This is a genomic window from Paenibacillus bouchesdurhonensis, from assembly GCF_900155685.1.
Classification (GTDB): Bacteria; Bacillota; Bacilli; order Paenibacillales; family Paenibacillaceae; genus Fontibacillus; species Fontibacillus bouchesdurhonensis.
Genome location: NZ_LT732548.1, coordinates 4,572,884 through 4,591,563, shown reverse-complemented (window position 1 = coordinate 4,591,563; position 18,680 = coordinate 4,572,884). Strand labels below are relative to the sequence as shown.

The following is an 18,680-nucleotide window of genomic DNA, read 5'->3' as shown; positions in this document are numbered from 1 at the left end:
GAGGAGGTTTATGTTTATGGAATATCAAAAGCGCAAGCAATTCAGTAAGCGCGAGGATGAGAAGAAGCTCTCTTTCTGGCGCGATGAGCAAGGGGATATCGGGGTTAAGCAAATCGCAATAACGGTCGGCGTCATTGTCATTATCGCCGTAGCTGTGACGTTAATTCGCAACACTTTTCTAGAGCAATGGATTAAGGAAGTCTGGGAAATGTTCATGAAGGCGATTGAAGACATGATGGTTTAAAGCAGCCGATTAATTGGGACACAGGTGAGTGAAATGCGTGCATTTGCAAAATCGATTCTTATCTCTATTCTCGTTTCGGTAGCCATCCTGTTGTTTACGAATTTCATTTATTTCTTTCCCTGGTATATGACGCTGGTGGTGGAGACCTTTCATCTGTCGCAGGCCGTAGCCAGCGATAATTATTTAACGGATGACAACAAGTATTATGCGCTCAAAAGGCTGGAGGAACGCCCGGTTTATCGGGACAAAGCCGATCAAATCGTCATTTCCGCCGAGAAGGATGGAGGGGGCAAACATTCTGCTGAAGGTGGGCCTGCATCGTTATATGAGGACGCTCCCACGGATGCAGAGAAGCCTTACTTGCAGCGCGGAAACCCGGTCACGGTAAGGATTGAGGCGGTGTACCCGCTAAGCATTAAGCTGTGGGGGAAGAAATACGAGCAGGAGATTCCTGTCTCCTTCTCTCTCACAACGACAGGGCTCAAGCATTATAAAGACTTAGTTTACCGTGAGTATCTAGGGTTAGATGATGAGGGACTATGAAAAATATAGCTATAGCGATGCTGCTTCTTCTGTTGCTGTCGGTGTTCCTGGAGCCTGTGGTGGAGCTTATGTATTTGGGAAAAGAGAAGGTCGTTCTGGGCTCGGCGCTTAGCAATGCTGCGCGCTCGGCGAGGGATCGCAGTTTGAATTATGGGTCTCAACGAGATTTGGATGCGAGTGTTGATGAAGAAAAATTCGTAGCGTATTTCGCGAAGGCGTTCTGTGATGCTCTAAAGCTGACCTGGACGAATGAAGGGTTGAGTACACGCGAGCTGACCTTCGAATCCACGAACGACAAATACAATGAATTTACAGTAACTGTTGAGTTTACGGAAGAGAAGAATGAAATAACCGAGCTCATTACTACGAAAGTTGAGCTCAAGGCGCAATCGGAATATAAGTTCCAGACGAAATATCTGAGGCTTGCCGAGGATGCCGGACAGGATGTTGCTTATCAGCTGGAGTCGCAGCGCGAGTTCACTCTGTCGGTCAAGAACTGAAGAAAGGGAGGAAGCAGGATGGACTATATCATGATTACGTTTCAAGCCGGCGAACGGCTCGTCAAGGAATTGAAGGTGCCGACTTTCGTTACGGCTGAGGAATTGTTGACGATGCTGTCTGAGGCGCTAAATCTGTCCATTGCTCCGGAGCAGCGGCTTCAAGCGGAGCCGCTCGGACGGATACTTGATCCCGCCCGAACGTTGCATGAGGAAGGCGTTGCCTTCGGGGCGCTGCTGACTCTCATTTAGGAGGAGTGGATATCGTGAATTACAACATCAATAGCGGCGGCCTGATTTGCGAGGCGGACGGCAAATTGCTTTTCGCCGATATTCGCCATTATTCCGGCACCTACTTGCTAGCCGCGTCCTCTGAGGATAAGCCGCTCTTGGAAGGGATGTTCTGGTTCATGAACCGAGCCGGAGATGACATTTATTACAGTGATCAGCTGCAGGGCCATCGGTTGTATAGAATGAATCTGTCCACGCAAAGCGTGGAGCGGCTTCAGGATCGGCCGTGCTACGGCCTAACCTTAAGCGGTGACTGGCTGTATTACAAGAGCGAGAATGATCATAAGCTGTATCGCTGTTTATTGAATGGGAGAAACGAATCCCGGGTTACGGACGAACCGGTCGAATGCTTTGTCGTCGAAGGGGATCAAGTGTATTACGGTACCCAGCAGGGAATTCGATCCTGCCATGTCACGGGGAAAGACCGGGAGCAGCTCTCGGAATCCGTTGCGATCCACTTGATTAAAATCGGCGATACGCTGATCTTTGCGGATACCAAGAACCAGTACCTGCTGACCGCTTTGCATTTGGAAACGGGCGAAGCTCGCGTATATGCTGATGTGTCGCCAAATAGTCTGAACAGCGATGGGCGTTACGTCTACTGTGCCAACCGCAATAATGACAGCTCGGTATATCGCGTTGATTTGGATACGGGCAATAAAATTCGCATTTGCGGAGAGCGCGCCGATCATATTCATATTTTAGGCGACACCCTCTATTTCAGCAGCGGTTTCGAATGGTATAAGATGTCGCTGAACGGTGGACAAGCGGAGAAAGTCATTACATTGTCGTGAGGTAAATATGATAAACGAAAAATATGTATTTAGCCGCCAGCCCCGTTTTTTGCCGGAGATGCCCAGCGGAGAAATTGAAATTCCCAATCCGCCTCATGCCTACGAGAAACCGGAAATTTCCTGGTTCACGCTGCTGGCACCGCCCGTGGTTATGCTGGTCATTACATTGTTGCTCGCATTAACGCACCAATCCATGTTCATGATGCTGTCCATCGCGATGACTGTGACGACGCTGGTCGTATCGCTTGCTACCGCTGCTTCCCAAATTAAGAAATATCGGAAGAAGAAGAAAGAGCGGGAGCAGAAGTATTTGCAATTTATTGCGGATACCCGCAGCGAGCTGACACTGGCAAGAGAACAGCAAATTAAGGCGATGAACGAAATGAGCCCGGAGCCTGCGGCTTGCCTGCAGCGGATTCGGGAAATCGATCATCGGCTGTGGGAGAGAACGCCCTCTTCTCCTGATTTTCTATCCCTTAGACTCGGAGTCGGCAGCGTTCCTTCGGCGCTGGAGATCAAATATACGAAGCAGGCTATCATCATGGAGAGCGATCCGCTCATTATGGAGCCGCAAAGACTTGCTCTTGAGTTCGAGCGGGTGCAGGATGTCCCCGTATCGATCAATCTGATGACTTCGGAAATTTGCGGCATCGCCGGCGAGGAAGAGAGGACGTTCGCCGTCGTAACGCAAATGCTGCTGCAGCTTGTGACCCATCATGGATATGATGATGTTCGCGTCGTTGTACTGGCCGCCGAGGACGGACTGGAGAAATGGAATTGGCTCCGGCAGCTGCCGCATCTGTGGACGGACGGATTTGACGCCAGGTTCCTGCTTTGCGGCAAGGCGATCGCCCATCAGGTGCTTGGCGGGCTGAACGAAGTGCTAAAGGAACGAGAGCGCAAAGAAGTAGGGGGAAGCCCGCTTCCGCATTTCGTCTTCATCATTGAAGATCCGTCTCTTCTCGAAGAGGAGCCGATAAACAAATATCTGTATAACAAATGCGCTGCTCTTGGGGTATCTTCCGTATACATCGCGAAGAATCAGGCTTATCTGCCGATGAACTGTAAACAGGTCATTGTGATGCAGGGGAAGAACGGCGAGCTTGCTGATCGCGAGTCTGGTGAGAAATCGACGTTTATCCCGGATCAAGTGCATATGGAGCAGCTGGAGCAGGCTGCTCGCTTGATGGCGCCGCTGCGGATCAAGAACTCGAGCGCCAGCTTCTCACTGCCGACCTCCCTGACACTGCTGGATATGCTGCAGACGAAAACGACCGCGGAAGTCGATTTGCTGTCCCGTTGGTCAAGGAATAAGCCCTTCAAGGGAATGAGCGTACCGATCGGGGTTAAGGCTGGGGGCAGCCTGTTCCATCTTGATATGCACGAGACCGGGCATGGCCCGCACGGATTGGTCGCGGGAACGACGGGCTCCGGGAAGAGTGAACTGCTGCAGAGCATCATCATTTCCCTGGCAATAAACTATCATCCGCATGACGTTGTTTTCGTATTAATCGACTACAAGGGCGGTGGTATGGCCGACATCTTCAAGGGCATGCCGCATCTTGTGGGTACGATTACGAACCTGGGCGGAAATCAGACGACTCGCGCACTCTTATCCATTAAGAGTGAGCTGATGAGAAGACAGCGTGTGTTCTCCGAATACGGGGTAAACAACATAGACAGATATCAGAAGCTGTATTATAGCGATAACGACGGTGGGCGAATGCCAGCGATTCCTCACTTGATTATGATTGCCGATGAGTTTGCCGAGCTAAAGCAGGATCAGCCGGAGTTCATGAAGGAGCTGGTGAGTACGGCGCGGGTCGGCCGAAGCCTTGGCGTCCATCTGATTCTGGCCACGCAGAAGCCGGCAGGGGTTGTCGATGATCAGATTTGGAGCAACTCCAAATTCAAAATCTGTCTGAAGGTTCAAGATGAGGCAGACAGTAAAGACGTGATCAAACGGCCGGATGCGGCCATGATCAAAGAGCCGGGCCGCGCCTATATCCAGGTGGGCAATGATGAGATCTTTGAATTGTTCCAATCGGCGTATTCGGGAGCGGATTACGACCCGGAAGGTGAAATGCTGAAGAGCGAGAATCGCTCGAAACGCATTTATGAAGTTTCCCTTCATGGTCGATCGGAACAAATTTATCCGCTGGAAGAAGAGAAGATTGCGCTGAAGGAGATGCCTTCCCAGTTGAAGTGCATGGTCGAGCACATTATTTCTTTCTCGGAGCATAGCCGTGTTCAAGCATTAAAAGGCCCATGGCTGCCGCCTCTACCGGATGATGTGTACTTGGAAGACCTATTTGCCCCGGGATCAGGCCTGAATTCAGAGAGCGGCTGGGCTAAGGAAGAAGCACTTCTGAGCGCGCCGATTGGCCTGGTGGATGATCCACGGGGGCAACTGCAGGAGCCGCTGGCGATCGATTTTGCCGCAGAGGGGAATTTATTCGTCTACGGTTCTCCAGGAACGGGGAAGACCTACCTGCTGAGAGCGCTGTGCATGTCGCTGGCCTATAAATATTCGCCGTCGGATGTTCATTTGTACGTCATGGATTTCGGAGGTTCTTCCTTCAAGCTGTTCGAGCGGCTGCCGCATTGCGGCGGAGTGATGACGCTGGAGCAGGAATCGACGATTCAGCAGTTTGTCTTGTTCCTGTTCAGAGTCATGGACGAACGCAAGAAGCTGTTTGAAGAGAGCCAGAGCGACGGATTTAACGACTATAGGCACCATGGCGGGAAGCTTCCTGCTATCGTCCTCGTCATTGACAATTACTTTGCTTTGTCGGAGACCTATGAAGATATTGACGAGAAGATGGTTACGTTGGCCCGGGAAGGCTCCAAATTCGGAATATATATGGTTGTGACGGCAACGAATGCGTCTCTTGTCCGATACAAGCTGTCCGTGAACTTTAAAATGGCGGTGGCGCTGCAGTTGACCGATAAAGGGGAATACGCCAATATCGTCGGGCGGACGGAAGGGCTGGAACCGGCCAAAGTACCAGGAAGGGGCCTGGTTAGCGGTAAGCCGCCGCTGGAATTCCAGACGGCCGTGCCGGAGCTCAGAACCCGGAATATGGAAGAGATGATTCAGGACTTCGAGTACTTTGTAAGGGAGAACCTGATCGCTACGGCGACCCCGATCCCGATTATGCCTAGCAAAATTGATATGCAGGAGATTAACCGAGAGGGAGAGCCGCTGGCTATCGGACTTGCCGACCACGACTTGATGCCGGTCTACGTGGACTTGACGCTTACTCCGGTTATTATGATTGCGGGAGATGCGATGACGGGCAAGAGTACGCAGCTCGTCTCGTGGGTCAGTATGCTGGACGAGAAGCTGGGTTCGGATCGATTGGATGTCTACGCGCTGGATTCCAGCTCCATGGGAATCTATGAAGTGATGAAGCTGCCGAGTGTGACAGACTTGTCGCAGATCGAGGATATGTATGATTTCATCGATGCGATGAAGCAGGAGCTGGACGATCGGCGCGCAAGGTTTCTGGCTACGAGACAGGCTAACGGCGACTTGAACGCACTCGTGCGTTCCTGGAAGCAAATCATATTTGTCATCGATAATTTAAGCGAGCTGACGAACGGGGATCAATACTCACTTAAAGAACTGATTGAGCGCATCGCCAAGCAAGAGCGCAACATGAAGGTCGCCGTCATGGCAGCAGATCAGACTTCGGAGCTCGCCAATAACTGGGATAGCTTGGGTAAAGTGCTTCGCGAGGAGCAAACTGGTCTTTTGCTTGGCAGCATCAAGGATCAGAATCTGTTTAACATACGCTTTCCTTACGGAAGCCAGGAGAAGGAAATGGAACTCGGTGATGGCTACTTCATTGTAAAGAACAAATTTACGGGCTTGCGCACGGCCACGTTCCTGCATCAAAACGAGAAGGTCATGATATAAAACATCCAAGCAAACGAATCAGTTGAGGAGGGGTGTAAATGCCTTCAGCAGGAGAAATTCGCAGAAAAGCAGCGGGGGTTTATGTGATAGCCGAAGATATAAGGCGCGAATCATCAAAGTATCAAAGCATGGTCAACGATGTGACCACCTGGTGGAAGGGAGAGGCTGGAACGAGCTTCAAGACGGGATACCAAGGGATTCAGCATGAAATCGGGAATTTGCTTCGGAATTTGGATAGCCTGGAGTCCAACATGAAGAATAGCTTGGCTAACGCCGTTGAACGGGCGGAAGAGCAGAGAAGGCGAGACGCCATGGAGAGGCAGCGCATGAGCGCAATGAAACAGTAGCTGAGCGGAATAATACCCTTGAAAGGAGGTGAGATTATGTCAAATTTAACGTTTAGTCCTGGACAAGCCCGCAGCGTGGCCAAATCCATTCTGAACAAGGGCAGAAATGCGAATGAAATCGTCGAGCAACTGGACAGAGAAATTAATTCTGTTGAGGGCTGGTGGAAAGGGGAATCTTCCCAGGCTTTCGTTCAAGAGTTCAGAGATTTGAAGCCAAACCTGAAAAAGTTGGTTGAATGCGTGGAGAACATCAGCAAAAACCTCGATAAAATCGCTGATATCAAAGAGCAAAGCGAGAGAGATATCGCTAGCGCGCTTCGCAAATAATGAAGATCGGCGTGGTATACAGTTTACGGCTGTTATCACGCCATTTTCTAAATCCAATGTCATTTTTTAATGGAGGTGAGGAGATGAGCACACCAAGCGCGATCAGCAGCACGGCCAGAAATATTCGCAATGAGCTGGCTGATTTGAAACGGGAGGAATCTAGACATCAAGCGGAGCTTGCCGGAGTAACCTCCTGGTGGAAGGGCAGCGCGGGTAAAGCGCTGACGGACAGTTATCGTTCTCAAACGAGAAATGAATTGAATCGATTATATGCGGAAGTCGAAGACTTGCAATCGGGGTTGGAAAGGTTGGCCAGCGAGGTTCGAAGAGCGGATGAACAAAGGCGCATCGAAGCTCAAGAGAAGGCGTTGCGACTGGAGCAGCAGAGGAATGCGAAGAAATAAAGGGGTGTACCTAGCGTGTTGAGGGATAAGGATAAAATTTTGTTATGCGAGCTGGCGAGTACGGGGGATATCACGCGATTCATTCATCATCCCTTGGAGCAAATCTCCGATTGGGGGAAGGAACTGGGCGAAAACCCGGATTTGAAGCTTTTGGCAAGCGAAATTACCGCGAGTCCCGCACTGCATAGCTTATCTTTGCAGCAGCATAAGAATCTGGAATATATGAATCTGTATGTATTCGCAGACTGCGAGGAAAATAGCATAGTCGTAGCACATGCGCTGGAGCACCCGGATATTCAACTGGATATCCATCATTTTTTGGATGAAGTCATGGAATCTGTGGAGCTTTGGAAGGAGAAGGGCAACTGTGTATTGACCGGGATGAGAGCCGGGGGCTACTGCGTGTCGTATCTTGCTGAGCGGCTGGATATGGAGGCGACTGTATTCGCTGTGCCTACGAGTGACGAGCTTCCTGGGCGAGTGCGAAATCTCGTCGCCGAGCATGATCCGGTTGGGGCTTACTTGGATAAGGTGACTTTCGTGAAGCAGCAGACGGAAGAAACCGATTTGGAAGAAGCTTATTTCAAAATTGTTGAGTTTGATTCGGAAGGCAATGCCGTTCCAAGTGTTCAAAGCGATTATTCTAAATTCGTAAGTTGGTTTTACAATACGGTCGGGACGATCCGGCCAGATGTGTGGCATATTTTCTTCGGAGAGAATAGGGAAGAGGAGCCAGTATTGGATTACGGGCTGTATTCTTTATTTTTAAAAATGGATGGATTAACGGAAGAGAGCGCGGGACGCTCCATCGAACAAGTGATTAGATATACGGAGCAACAGTTAGAGAAGAACAGAAGCACGCTACAAAACGAGTTTATTCATATCAAGGTCGAGCAAATCAAGGATTTTATCCGTGAATGCGGAGAGCAACTGACGAACCAAGCGGTGGACATGGTATACGACATTTATCGAAGCGTCGAGTCCATTTTAGCGGGAGCTGCTTTGTTTGCCATGAATAAGAATACAATTTCGGTCATTCCTGTGATGGAGAGCTTTAATGAAAGAACCGGCGAACTACTGGACAGGGAGATCGTGTTTATAACGAATACAATAGAGCAAGAATTCCAGAATTATATGGACAATATGCTGATGTTTCCCGAAATCTCATTAGAATGGTGATCCGCTCTGAAGGAGGAAATAGTATGAAGCCTTGGATGAAACGATTCATTCTAGTTTTTATGAGCCTGATCATGTTATGGGGAGTGAGTGGATGCATGAACAAGAAACCGAACCGGGAAGCGATCATAGATCGAATGATAGCGCATTTGGAAGAAAAGTATGGGGAAGAGTTCGTTCCGCTCTCTTTTAGCTCGAGTAATTGGGCTTATGGTCATGATACTTTATATGCTTACCCGAAAAAAGGGTCAGAGAATGACGGTTTTGAGGTCTGGGGAACGAAAAAAGATGACGGTACTTACGCGATTCGTGACGGTTATTTTGGGATCTACATTAAGCCGGAATATGAGGCTGTTTTGTCTAGTTTTGTAAGTGAGATTCTTGATGAGTTCAAGCTCTACACGGATCTTGGTGAAGGAGTTCTGCCTGATCGGTTGAACAAAGATACCAAGATTGAGGATATTTATAATAAAGACGAACTTTTTACTTCGGATACAATTCTATTTGTGAATCAAAAATCTGCTGTGGACAAGGACATAAATGAATCGCTACGAGAAATAGGTAGAAAAATGCAAGAAAAAAAGCTGGTGGGAAGTATTGATTTATTTCTTGTTAAGGAAAATCAATTTGAGTCCATAGGGCTTGAACATCTTAATATTAATCCTGTCAAGAAGAAAGAGTACTTCACTCAAAACCAGATAACGCTTTGGGTAAAAGTAAACTCTTTAGAAATTAAAGAATATGGAGAGTGGAAGTGATGTCTAAATTAAGCGAAGATCAACTTCTACTTCTTAATAACTTAATTTATCTACAAGAAGTAGCAAACAAAGATGGTAGATATGTTGAAAAAATTGTTGATGATTTATTAATGCATAACGGACTCGACAAAAGCAGAGATGAAGAAGCAGCAGGGACAGAAGATGAGTACCCCTGTAAAATGTCCAGGGGAGAATGGATCGCCATATTAGAAGCAATCAGCAAGGATAAGCAATTAAAATCATTGATTATTACTAATGGTATTACCGGAGAAATGTCCGATAAGAACGGACAGACAATCATGAAAAATGGCAGAGTTCTTGAGGCCGGCATGCGTGCCGCTACCTTTGTCGATCCAGATGGCGAGGCTACGGTAGTTTTTCGGGGAACGGGCGGCGACTTTGAATGGTTTGATAACGGTCAAGGCGGTTATTTAGCAGATACGCCGCAGCAGATAGCTGCTCTGGAATACATTGAAAGTTTGGAATATGACAACATTACCGTTACCGGTCACTCCAAAGGTGGTAATAAGACACAGTATGTCGCGATTCTGTCGGATAAGGTGAAGGAAGCAGTCTCTTTTGATGGACAAGGATTTTCGAGGGAATTCTTGGACAAGTATAAAGACCGCATTGAAGCGAATGCTCACAAGATTACCTCGATTTCTGCCAAGGACGATTTCGTTAACTGTCTCCTTTATCCCATTACCGAAAAGATTAGATACATAGATACAGAGGAACAAGAGAGATTTAAGTACAACCACCGTCCCAATATTCTATTAGACGAGAATGGTCAGCTACGAGGGGAGACCGAACAAGGGGACATCCCTAAATTTATTAATTCGTTCACGATTTATGTCCACGAAACGATGGAAGAACCCTTCCGTAGTTATGCATTTGATGGCCTGTTGTCCTTATTGAAAAAAGGGGACGAGGGTTTTCCAAAAGAGAGTGAACTTCATCTATTGTCTGCCGCAGTAATGGCTATAAGTCATCTGGATGATTACACGTTTTCCCGGATTGCTGAAGAGCATGGGGATGGAGCGGAACTCGTCGCTGTCATTATCGCAAGCGCGCTGCATCCTTACTTGTTTACTGATGATGCAGCTAGAGTTTTGATTAAACATGCGAGTAATGCTATCGATTATGCCACTGAGAAGCTGAAGCAATTCGGTGATTGGCTGATGAGCCTGTTGAACAAAGCCATCGCCAAACTCAAGCAGGCGGGAAATATAGTAGCTGTTGGGGCTGCGAAATTTGCGGAACGGGTAAGAAGCGAGTGGGAGAAGTTGAAGGAAGGTGTGGTCGTTTTTTCACGCACGCTTGTAGACACGACAAAGCAGACCATTGAACACTTTATGAATCGACTGAAGAAGGCTGTTACCAACTTCTGTGTCCAAGTCGCCGAAGGAACCAGGAAGGTTCTTGCAGCCATTAAGGAATCATGGAATAAGGCAGTAAATCACGCCAAGCAGGGTGCGATTAACATGCTCAACAAAGCGAAGGATGATCATCCCACCAAGTTGGCTGTGTTTTTAACCTATATTACTTTAGTTAGAGAGTTGCAAAAGCAGGTGGGAGGGAAGCGCGCTCTGAGTGCTCAGAAAGCAGTCCCTGATGCGAGCCAACAAAAATATGCCACCAAGGTAGTTAAGGGATATGGTTCGTACACCTCAGCCCAACTGACTGTAGACTTCAGCCGGCTAGCTCATTTAAAGACGACATTTAGAAGCTTAGAAGAACGGATAGGATCACGGATCCAGCAAATGCTGTCTCAAGCGGAGAGAACGATTTCCAGCACAGGGCGTGCCTACAGTGAGCCCAATGTCCAAAGGCAAATTCACCAGCTTAACCGGACATGCGAACAAATCAGGCAGAGAAATTATAAGGTGGCTGCCGAACTACAGAGTAAAGTGAAGTTTCTGCAGCTAGCCGAGCAACAGTATAGAAAAGTAGAGAGCATGATTTCGAGCAACCTTTCAGCGGGTGTCTCTTTTATATAATGCATGTTACCTAAATGGAAGGATTAGAATCCAATAGAGAGGGGGGATATGATGAACCTGTGGACGAAACGAATCATCTTAAGTTTGTTAGGCATCATTATTTTATGGGGAGTGAGTGGATGTATGAATAAGAAACCGAACCCGGAAGCGATCAAAGAGCAAATGATGACACATCTGGAAGAGAAATATGGGGAGGAGTTCGTTCCGAAATCCCTCAGTTTGAGCAGTTGGGCATACAGTTATGACAGATTAATAGCTTATCCGAAAAAGGGTACTGAAGAGGATCATTTCGAGGTATGGGGCACAAAAATGGAAGACGGCTCCTATAACATCAGCGACGGTTATTTCGGAATATTCATTCGGCCTCAATATGAAGAGGTTCTCTCTAATATTGTCAGCAGCACATATGACGAATTTAAATTGTATGCGGAATTTGGCGAAGGCGTTTTGCCGGATCGTTTGAACAAGGAGACGACGGTGGATCAGATTTACCGCAAAGACGAGAACTTCTCCTCGGATACGGTCATTTTTGTGAAGCAGTCCAAGGTAGGCGATCAGGATGCTGAGGCAAGTTTGCGGCAAATCGCCGGGGAAATGCGTGAGCAAAAGTTGGTTGGGTTTGTACGATTGTATGTCGTGGTGGATGACAAATATGAATCTATCGGATCAGGGCCTCAAAACTTAAGTGCCCTGCAGGATGAAGGTTATTTTGTAGGAGAATATAAATCGGTCATGGTAACTCCGGATATGACGATCAGGCAGAACGGAGAGGAGGTACAAGTGGATGGCTGAATTGGAAGAGAATCAATTATTGCTGCTGAACAACTTGATTTACCTCCAAGGGGTGGCTGATAGCAACGACAAGAAGGTCGGGGATATCGTTGATTCTTTTTTATATAGCAACGGTCTCGATAAAAGCCGGAACCTCAGTAAGATCGGCACAGACGACGAATATCCCAGCAAGATGTCGAAGGAGGAATGGCTCGTTATTTTACGGGCGATCGAGAAGGATCCGCAGTTGCGTTCACTCAAAGTCACTGACGGTAGAACGGGAGCTATGGTCGACCAGAGCGGAAAGACGATTCGAGGCAGTGACGGCAAGCCGCTTGAGGCAGGAATGCGTGCAGCCACATTTGTCGATCCCCAAGGGGATGCGACTGTCGTCTTCCGGGGGACGGGCGGCGACTATGAATGGCATGACAACGGGCAAGGCGGTTATCTATCGGATACACAGCAGCAAAAAGCCGCATTGGACTATATCGAGAGCTTGAAATACGACGATATTACCGTGACGGGTCACTCCAAAGGCGGGAATAAGACACAATATGTAGCCATTCTGTCGGATAAGGTCGACCGGGCTTTATCGTTTGACGGACAAGGTTTTTCCAAGGAATTTCTGGAGAAATATAAAGATCAGATTGCTGCGAATGCACATAAAATCACGTCGATTTCAGCCAAGGATGATTTTGTGAACTGTCTCCTTAATCCTATCGCTGGAACGATCAAATATATCGATACAGAGAAGCAGGAGCAGTTTATTTATAACCACCGGCCTAATATCGTGCTTGATGAGAAGGGCCAGATGAGAGAGCTCACCGAGCGAGGGGATATTCCTAAATTCATTAATGACTTCACGATTTATATTAATGAGACGATGGAGGAGCCGTATCGCAGCTACGCACTGGACGGCGTGTTGGCCCATATGGAAAGCGGAGCGGAGGGCTTTGAAAAAGAAGGCGATTTCCAAAAATGGGTCGGTACGGTGATGGTGCTAAGCCATCTGGACGATTACGCGTTCAACAAGATTGCAGAGGAATATGGGGATGAGGCCGAGCTCGTGGTCACGTTTATAGCGGCAAGTCTTTTCCCTTATCTATTTGCCGATGATTTTTTGAAATCTCTGGGTAAGAACATCATGAACGCCATTAATTATGCTATGGATAAGCTGAATCAGTTTGGCGATTGGATTGTGAAGCAATTGACGATTGCCGCTGCCAAGTTAGTAAAGGCTGGGAAGATGGTAGCTGAAGCTTTTACTAGATTTGTGGAACAAGTGAAGATAGAATGGGGGAAATTTAAGGAACGGGCTAAAGAATTTGCCAAAGATGTAGTCATTACTGGAGTTAAAGCGGCTCAGGCTATAGAGCGTTTTAAAGAAAAGCTGCGGAATGCAGTGACTAGCTTCTTCAAAAGTGTGGCCGAGAAAACGAAAAAAATTCTTACAGCCATTAAGCAAGCCTGGGATAAGACCGTCAACAATGTCTCGAAAGGCGTCAGTACCGCGGTTACAAAAGCCAAATCAGAAATTTCCAAAAGTTATAAAGCTTTTAAAAGCAATGTCAAATTGCTGGCTCAGCTGCCGAAGCGAGCGGCGGGACTTATTACGGCGAAGAAGTCCTCAGGGAAGAACAAGAGCTATAGAAATAAAATCATAAAAGGATACAGTTCGCATACCTCTGTGCGGTTAGCCGTTGATTTCGGCCGCCTAAACCACTTGAAATTGAAATTTAAAAATTTTGAGAATTACCTCGGTTCTCGTGTGCAGCAAATGGTCACTCAGGCGGAACGGGTGGCCTCTAGTACAGGGCGGGCTTACAGTGAGTCCAACGTGCAAAGGCAAGTTCACCAGGTTCATAGAGCCTGCGAGCAAGTGAGACAGCGCCATAAGAAAGTGGCTTCGGAGCTGCAAAGTAAAGCGAAATTCCTGACACACGCTGAGGAGCAATATAGAAGGATTGAGCAGATGATTAAGAAGGATGTTTCAACGGGCGTATCTTTTTAAGGGGAAAAATGAGTTGCGAAAAACAGGGGCGATGCTCGCTTCATTCATACTATTGATGAGCTTGCTGCCTGCAGCGACGATGGCTAAATCTTCGTCGCTGCGGGTGGAAGTGGATGGGGGACGAATTTACTTTCCGGACGAGCAGCCCTATCTGGATCAAGCCCAACGGGTACAGGTTCCCGTACGCTTTGTAAGTGAAGCGCTGGGGGCAAAGGTAGGCTGGGATGCCGCAACCAAGACAGTGACCATTGAGTTGGAGGATAACCGGATTACCTTGGTGCTCGGTAATAAGGAGTATCTGCTGAACGGGGAAAGCAAACAAATGGACAAGGCAGCAGCGCGGGTTGGCGGTAGAACCTTTGTCCCGCTTCGGTTTGTAAGCGAAGGCTTGGGAACGGAAGTGAACTGGGACTCTACCGTAAGAACTGTACGAGCTTACACGCCGGGATTTGATCCTAGTGAAGTTAAACTTGGGGCGGAGCAGATTGTAGAGGAGTCCATTTACGGGTTCAAAGTGAAGCAAAATACGGGATCAGGGCTACATATAACGAGAGAATCATATGAACCAAATTCAACACGTAATTATGCTTTAATAGATCTTTTGATAAATTATCCATTTAAAGGTAATGATTATGAGAAACAAATCCAAGAGGTAGAAGAAATTCTGATACAAAAAATAGATGAAGAAATCGTAAATTCAATTATGAAATATGTAAAAACAAAGACTAGCAGAGAACCGGAATTAAAAACAAAAATATACACAGACGAGACCTATAAAATATATGTTGGTTCAAATATTAATTCCGGTATATCAATAACTGTTTTTTATAAGTAGACAATATAATAGGAGGTTTAAAAAATATGAAAAAAAGAATTGCAACAGCACTTACGATGCTGCTTTTATTGATGAGCTTAATGCCAACCTTGTCTTTTGCAAAACCATTACCGCTGAGAGTCGAGGTAAATACGAATCGAATTTATTTCCCGGACGAGCAGCCATATGTAGATAAGGCTCAGCGTGTTCAGGTTCCTGTACGATTTGTTAGTGAAGCATTGGGAGCAAAAGTAGGCTGGAACGCTGCAACCAAAACCGTCACGGTAGACTTGGATTCGAACCGAGTAGTTCTGGTACTTGGTAGCAAAAAGTACACAGTGAATGGCGTGGAGAAACAAATGGATACAGCTGCAGCGCGAGTTGGAGGAAGAACTTTCGTTCCGCTTCGTTTTATTAGCGAAGGTTTGGATGCTTCTGTCAAATGGGATTCCGCGGTTAGAACGGTTTATATTAATACGGCCGGCTTTGATCCTAGTGAAGTTAAACCTGAGTCGGAGCAAACCCTCGAAAAAAACTTACATGGTTTTAAAATAAAATACAATACTGGCTCACAGTTAGGCATCAAGGAAGGAAGAGGTGAAGGTACAAAAGCTCTCATGGTGTTACTTATAGAGTTTACCGTTATAGGGGCGAACTATGAAATGCAATTAGAAGAGGTGGAAGAAATTCTGTTGCAAAAAGTGGACGAAAAAACTGTTAAGTCTGTTATGGAATATGTGAAAACTAAAAAAACACCTGAGCCAGAATTAAAAACAAAGGTATTTACTGATGATACATATAGAATTCGAGTTGCTTCTAATATTAATTCGAGTATAGATATTAGTATTTATTATAAGTAGGTGTATTCATGAATAGATTTATAAGAATAATATTAGCTGTGATACTTCTTTTCGGTTTATCTCCTTACCAATTTATCTACTCGTCAGATGATCTAGTGCCTAAGACAGTTGAAGAAGTGCTTGCTAAAATTAATCTAGATATGGAGAAATTATATGGAGAGAAGGATTATTACAAAGATCACATTAATAAGGACAGCAAGCGATTAAATCTCAGGAAGGATTTAATCCGAGATAGACTGAATAGAGCCTTGAAACCTATTAAGGGTTTAGAAGAAAAAGATAAGATCAAGCTGCACACTTATGAAATAGTCTATGGGGAATCACATGGCCGAAAACTAAATCATAAGGGTAAGGAAATGATGGAGTACAGCGGGTATTCTAGAGATGGTCATGCTATCTCCACAGAGGATGTACCTTGGTTTGCTGGATGGAGTGGAACAAAGATACAAAATTTTCCCTTAATCTCGGAACCTTGGACTGATGAGAGTGTAAAAGACAAGTATAGGATTACTGGAAATCGTTATGACGCATACAAAGACCCATTCAACCAATTCCTGCCCGATGGCACTTTTGAAGCGGCTATAATAGCAGGTTTAAATACTAATTTCGCAGGCGTACCATACAAGGAATTCATGTATAACAACCAAAACTCAACTTTGGCAGATAAAGTGGTATATGACGAAAACGCCAAACCCTTGGATCCAAAGACAAAAACCAATACCGGCAGATGGATCGATTACGTGCACGTGCTCCAGCCCCCAACTGAAATTTCCTGGGGATTCGGCACGGTGTATATCGATAGCTCGATTGGTATAACTTACTTGGATATCCCGATCGCTCCGTTCAATATGCTGCAAGACGACATTTCCGCCCAGTTTGAGGAACTGCCTGTCGAAGTAGTGCGCGGGGAGCCGGTACGGGTGGGCGTGAAGGTGAACTCTACCTTTATCGAGGAAGTTAACTCGAAGTATGAATGGATCATCACTCGCGTGAGCGATGGAAGAAGAATGACCAGCGCGGAAGGGCTGAAATTCAGCGGGCATGGCACCGCAGAGTCGGGCACTGTCAAGCTGAACCGGAATCAAAGCCGGATTCTGTATGCTGATTTTCAGATGCCCGATAGCGAGGTACGGATCCAATTTAACATTAACAAGGACGGGAAGTCGCCGGAAGAGGCGGATTTAAGTAATAATATCCTGGATTCTAACCCGAGGGCGGTAAAGCTTGTCGTTCCCGTAGGGCTCGATTACGATGTATTATCGAAGAGGGAGAAATTCCCGCTGAATCAGGGTATTACGAATACGGCAACAGTTACTCTGCCAAGGCCTGACGCCTGGTGGACTAGCAATACGACGGGCGCTCTTAAGGTTACGAATAATACGCCTACCTTATTTAGAGCTCATCAAGTTCTGAATAATCCGCCCGTCAACGAGCCAAGTGAGACAGTGACAAGAAGCCCGATCTTCCTGACGACCATCAAAAGAGAGGACTTCGGTGATGACCCGCTGAACCGGAAATGGATGAAACCTGCGCCAAGTCCGAGCACTCCGATTCAGAGAATCGGTACGGTATCGCAGGAGGGCAGTGTTCAGAAAAATTATAGTTACAATGTCACGACCTGTAGTGAAGGTGAAGATGGCAAAGACGTATGCACCACGAAGACCGAGAGCGATACAGCTACAGCTTCCTTCCAGAATGGACTAGACACCAAGGCATACGAAGTTTACGTATATAATGGTAAAGAGACCATTACAAAGCCGACCTTTTTAAATAAAATCGACAACAACACGCGAGACTCTTTCAAGAAAGATTTGTACTGGGAAAATGAGTCTTACAAGTATAATGTCATCCGCTGGATGTACCATTTGAATGAGGAAGGCAAGCCTTATAAGCCTGAAGGCGTGAAGACCGATGCTGCCGATCATGGTGTAGCGGTGCCGGGTCAGTATCCTCGTTCTTTCACTCAGCAGGCGAGCGCCAATGTCGAGTGGATGAAGGATCAGGGAGCGTCCTCCAACGGAACGGTGTTTATGAACCGGCAATATGAGATGGCCAGAAGTGCTGCCAAGGATCGCAACAACAATAAGAAAATGTATGATAAGGCCGTATTCGCCAGCGACCGGGAGTTGCAGAAATATGCTTATCCGATCAAATCGGGATATTACTTCAATCCGGCGGGCAGCTATACCTTTACCGTCAAGACCGTTACCTTCAAGCAGTCGGAAAACGACACGGCCGATCATCGCGACCTGGTTAACGCCGTGATCAATGCCTTCCGATACGAGACGAATCTGATCTATATTAATAGCGATAAGAAGGCGGTTAACCTTCAGAACGTTGAACTTTATCCGCAGCGCGGAGGCTTTAAAATAGTTCCTGGCGTCTTGAAGGCCGAGAATCCTCGTGGCGTAAACAATGCGGTACTGCTTGAGGTAAAGGATCGGAAAAGCGAACCTAGCCGTTATAATAAAGAAGTGGAGCCGATCTATTTCTCCCAGGATCAGGATGAGAGCAAGACCCATGCATTCTGGAAAAAAGTACTCGAGGGTTATAGCGAATCCTCTACAGCAGGCAGCCATATGTACTATAAATATCGGGAGTTCGTGAAAAACACGGAACCTAAAATGTACAAAATCACGGAAACGACGGAAGTCACGATTCAGATTAACCCTGAGAATATCCCCGTCTACACGCATGCTAGCATGCAGAACGGCAAGTACTATGTGAAGGCTTGGGTAGAGGATATCAAACTCTCCACGCATGAATATAGAAAACTGAACACTCTCAATGGAATTCAAGTCCTGGATCAAATCGAAGTGACCGTGGCCGGCTCCATGTTTGACGATTTAAATAACTAATCTTATCCGAATGTACCCTTCACCTATACCCATGTCTCTTTCTAGTCCAAGAAAGAAGCGGGG

The 18,680-nt window shown here is 46.8% G+C and carries 17 protein-coding genes; all 17 read left to right on the top strand.

Annotation, left to right across the window (positions count from 1 at the left end):
• Nucleotides 1-16: 16 nt before the first annotated feature.
• The 17 genes from CZ379_RS24860 to CZ379_RS24780 all read left to right on the top strand — a co-directional run bounded on the left by CZ379_RS24860 (nt 17) and on the right by CZ379_RS24780 (nt 18,617).
• On the top strand, nt 17-244 hold the full coding sequence (locus tag CZ379_RS24860; protein WP_110934078.1) for a hypothetical protein: 228 nt from the start codon (nt 17-19) through the stop codon (nt 242-244).
• A gap of 33 nt (nt 245-277) precedes the next feature.
• Nucleotides 278-787 (top strand): hypothetical protein, encoded by a 510-nt coding sequence (locus CZ379_RS24855; RefSeq protein ID WP_110934077.1) that lies wholly within the window; start codon nt 278-280, stop codon nt 785-787.
• Nucleotides 784-1,287, top strand: a complete 504-nt coding sequence (locus CZ379_RS24850) for a hypothetical protein (protein ID WP_110934076.1) — start codon at nt 784-786, stop codon at nt 1,285-1,287. The genes CZ379_RS24855 and CZ379_RS24850 overlap by 4 nt, the downstream gene beginning before the upstream one ends.
• A gap of 18 nt (nt 1,288-1,305) precedes the next feature.
• Nucleotides 1,306-1,536: an EsaB/YukD family protein gene (locus CZ379_RS24845; protein WP_110934075.1), complete on the top strand. Its 231-nt coding sequence runs from the start codon at nt 1,306-1,308 to the stop codon at nt 1,534-1,536.
• Nucleotides 1,537-1,550: 14 nt separating this feature from the next.
• Nucleotides 1,551-2,369 carry a DUF5050 domain-containing protein gene (locus CZ379_RS24840; RefSeq protein WP_199925769.1) on the top strand — a complete coding sequence of 273 codons (819 nt, stop codon included), beginning with the start codon at nt 1,551-1,553 and terminating at the stop codon, nt 2,367-2,369.
• A gap of 7 nt (nt 2,370-2,376) precedes the next feature.
• The gene (essC, locus tag CZ379_RS24835; RefSeq protein WP_110934073.1) at nt 2,377-6,291 is read left to right on the top strand and encodes a type VII secretion protein EssC; all 3,915 of its coding nucleotides are present in this window, start codon (nt 2,377-2,379) and stop codon (nt 6,289-6,291) included.
• Nucleotides 6,292-6,329: 38 nt separating this feature from the next.
• Nucleotides 6,330-6,638, top strand: coding sequence for a WXG100 family type VII secretion target (locus CZ379_RS24830; RefSeq protein WP_110934072.1), 309 nt, complete (start codon nt 6,330-6,332; stop codon nt 6,636-6,638).
• A gap of 36 nt (nt 6,639-6,674) precedes the next feature.
• The gene (locus CZ379_RS24825; protein ID WP_110934071.1) at nt 6,675-6,965 is read left to right on the top strand and encodes a WXG100 family type VII secretion target; all 291 of its coding nucleotides are present in this window, start codon (nt 6,675-6,677) and stop codon (nt 6,963-6,965) included.
• A gap of 83 nt (nt 6,966-7,048) precedes the next feature.
• Nucleotides 7,049-7,369: a WXG100 family type VII secretion target gene (locus tag CZ379_RS24820; RefSeq protein ID WP_199925768.1), complete on the top strand. Its 321-nt coding sequence runs from the start codon at nt 7,049-7,051 to the stop codon at nt 7,367-7,369.
• A 15-nt stretch (nt 7,370-7,384) separates the two neighbouring features.
• The gene (locus CZ379_RS24815; protein ID WP_110934069.1) at nt 7,385-8,548 is read left to right on the top strand and encodes a hypothetical protein; all 1,164 of its coding nucleotides are present in this window, start codon (nt 7,385-7,387) and stop codon (nt 8,546-8,548) included.
• Between the two features lie 23 nt (nt 8,549-8,571).
• Complete coding sequence (locus CZ379_RS24810; protein ID WP_110934068.1) at nt 8,572-9,303, top strand: hypothetical protein; 732 nt, start codon at nt 8,572-8,574, stop codon at nt 9,301-9,303.
• The gene (locus tag CZ379_RS24805; protein WP_110934067.1) at nt 9,303-11,303 is read left to right on the top strand and encodes an Mbeg1-like protein; all 2,001 of its coding nucleotides are present in this window, start codon (nt 9,303-9,305) and stop codon (nt 11,301-11,303) included. The genes CZ379_RS24810 and CZ379_RS24805 overlap by 1 nt, the downstream gene beginning before the upstream one ends.
• Before the next feature lie 123 nt (nt 11,304-11,426).
• On the top strand, nt 11,427-12,095 hold the full coding sequence (locus CZ379_RS24800; RefSeq protein WP_199925767.1) for a hypothetical protein: 669 nt from the start codon (nt 11,427-11,429) through the stop codon (nt 12,093-12,095).
• A complete protein-coding gene (locus CZ379_RS24795) occupies nt 12,088-14,085 on the top strand; it encodes an Mbeg1-like protein (RefSeq protein ID WP_110934065.1) in 1,998 nt (665 codons plus the stop codon). Before CZ379_RS24800 ends, CZ379_RS24795 begins: the two co-directional genes overlap by 8 nt.
• A gap of 13 nt (nt 14,086-14,098) precedes the next feature.
• Nucleotides 14,099-14,920 carry a copper amine oxidase N-terminal domain-containing protein gene (locus CZ379_RS24790; RefSeq protein ID WP_199925766.1) on the top strand — a complete coding sequence of 274 codons (822 nt, stop codon included), beginning with the start codon at nt 14,099-14,101 and terminating at the stop codon, nt 14,918-14,920.
• 26 nt (nt 14,921-14,946) lie between these two features.
• Nucleotides 14,947-15,759, top strand: a complete 813-nt coding sequence (locus CZ379_RS24785) for a copper amine oxidase N-terminal domain-containing protein (RefSeq protein ID WP_110934063.1) — start codon at nt 14,947-14,949, stop codon at nt 15,757-15,759.
• A gap of 8 nt (nt 15,760-15,767) precedes the next feature.
• The gene (locus CZ379_RS24780; protein WP_110934062.1) at nt 15,768-18,617 is read left to right on the top strand and encodes a hypothetical protein; all 2,850 of its coding nucleotides are present in this window, start codon (nt 15,768-15,770) and stop codon (nt 18,615-18,617) included.
• The last annotated feature ends 63 nt before the right edge of the window (nt 18,618-18,680 follow it).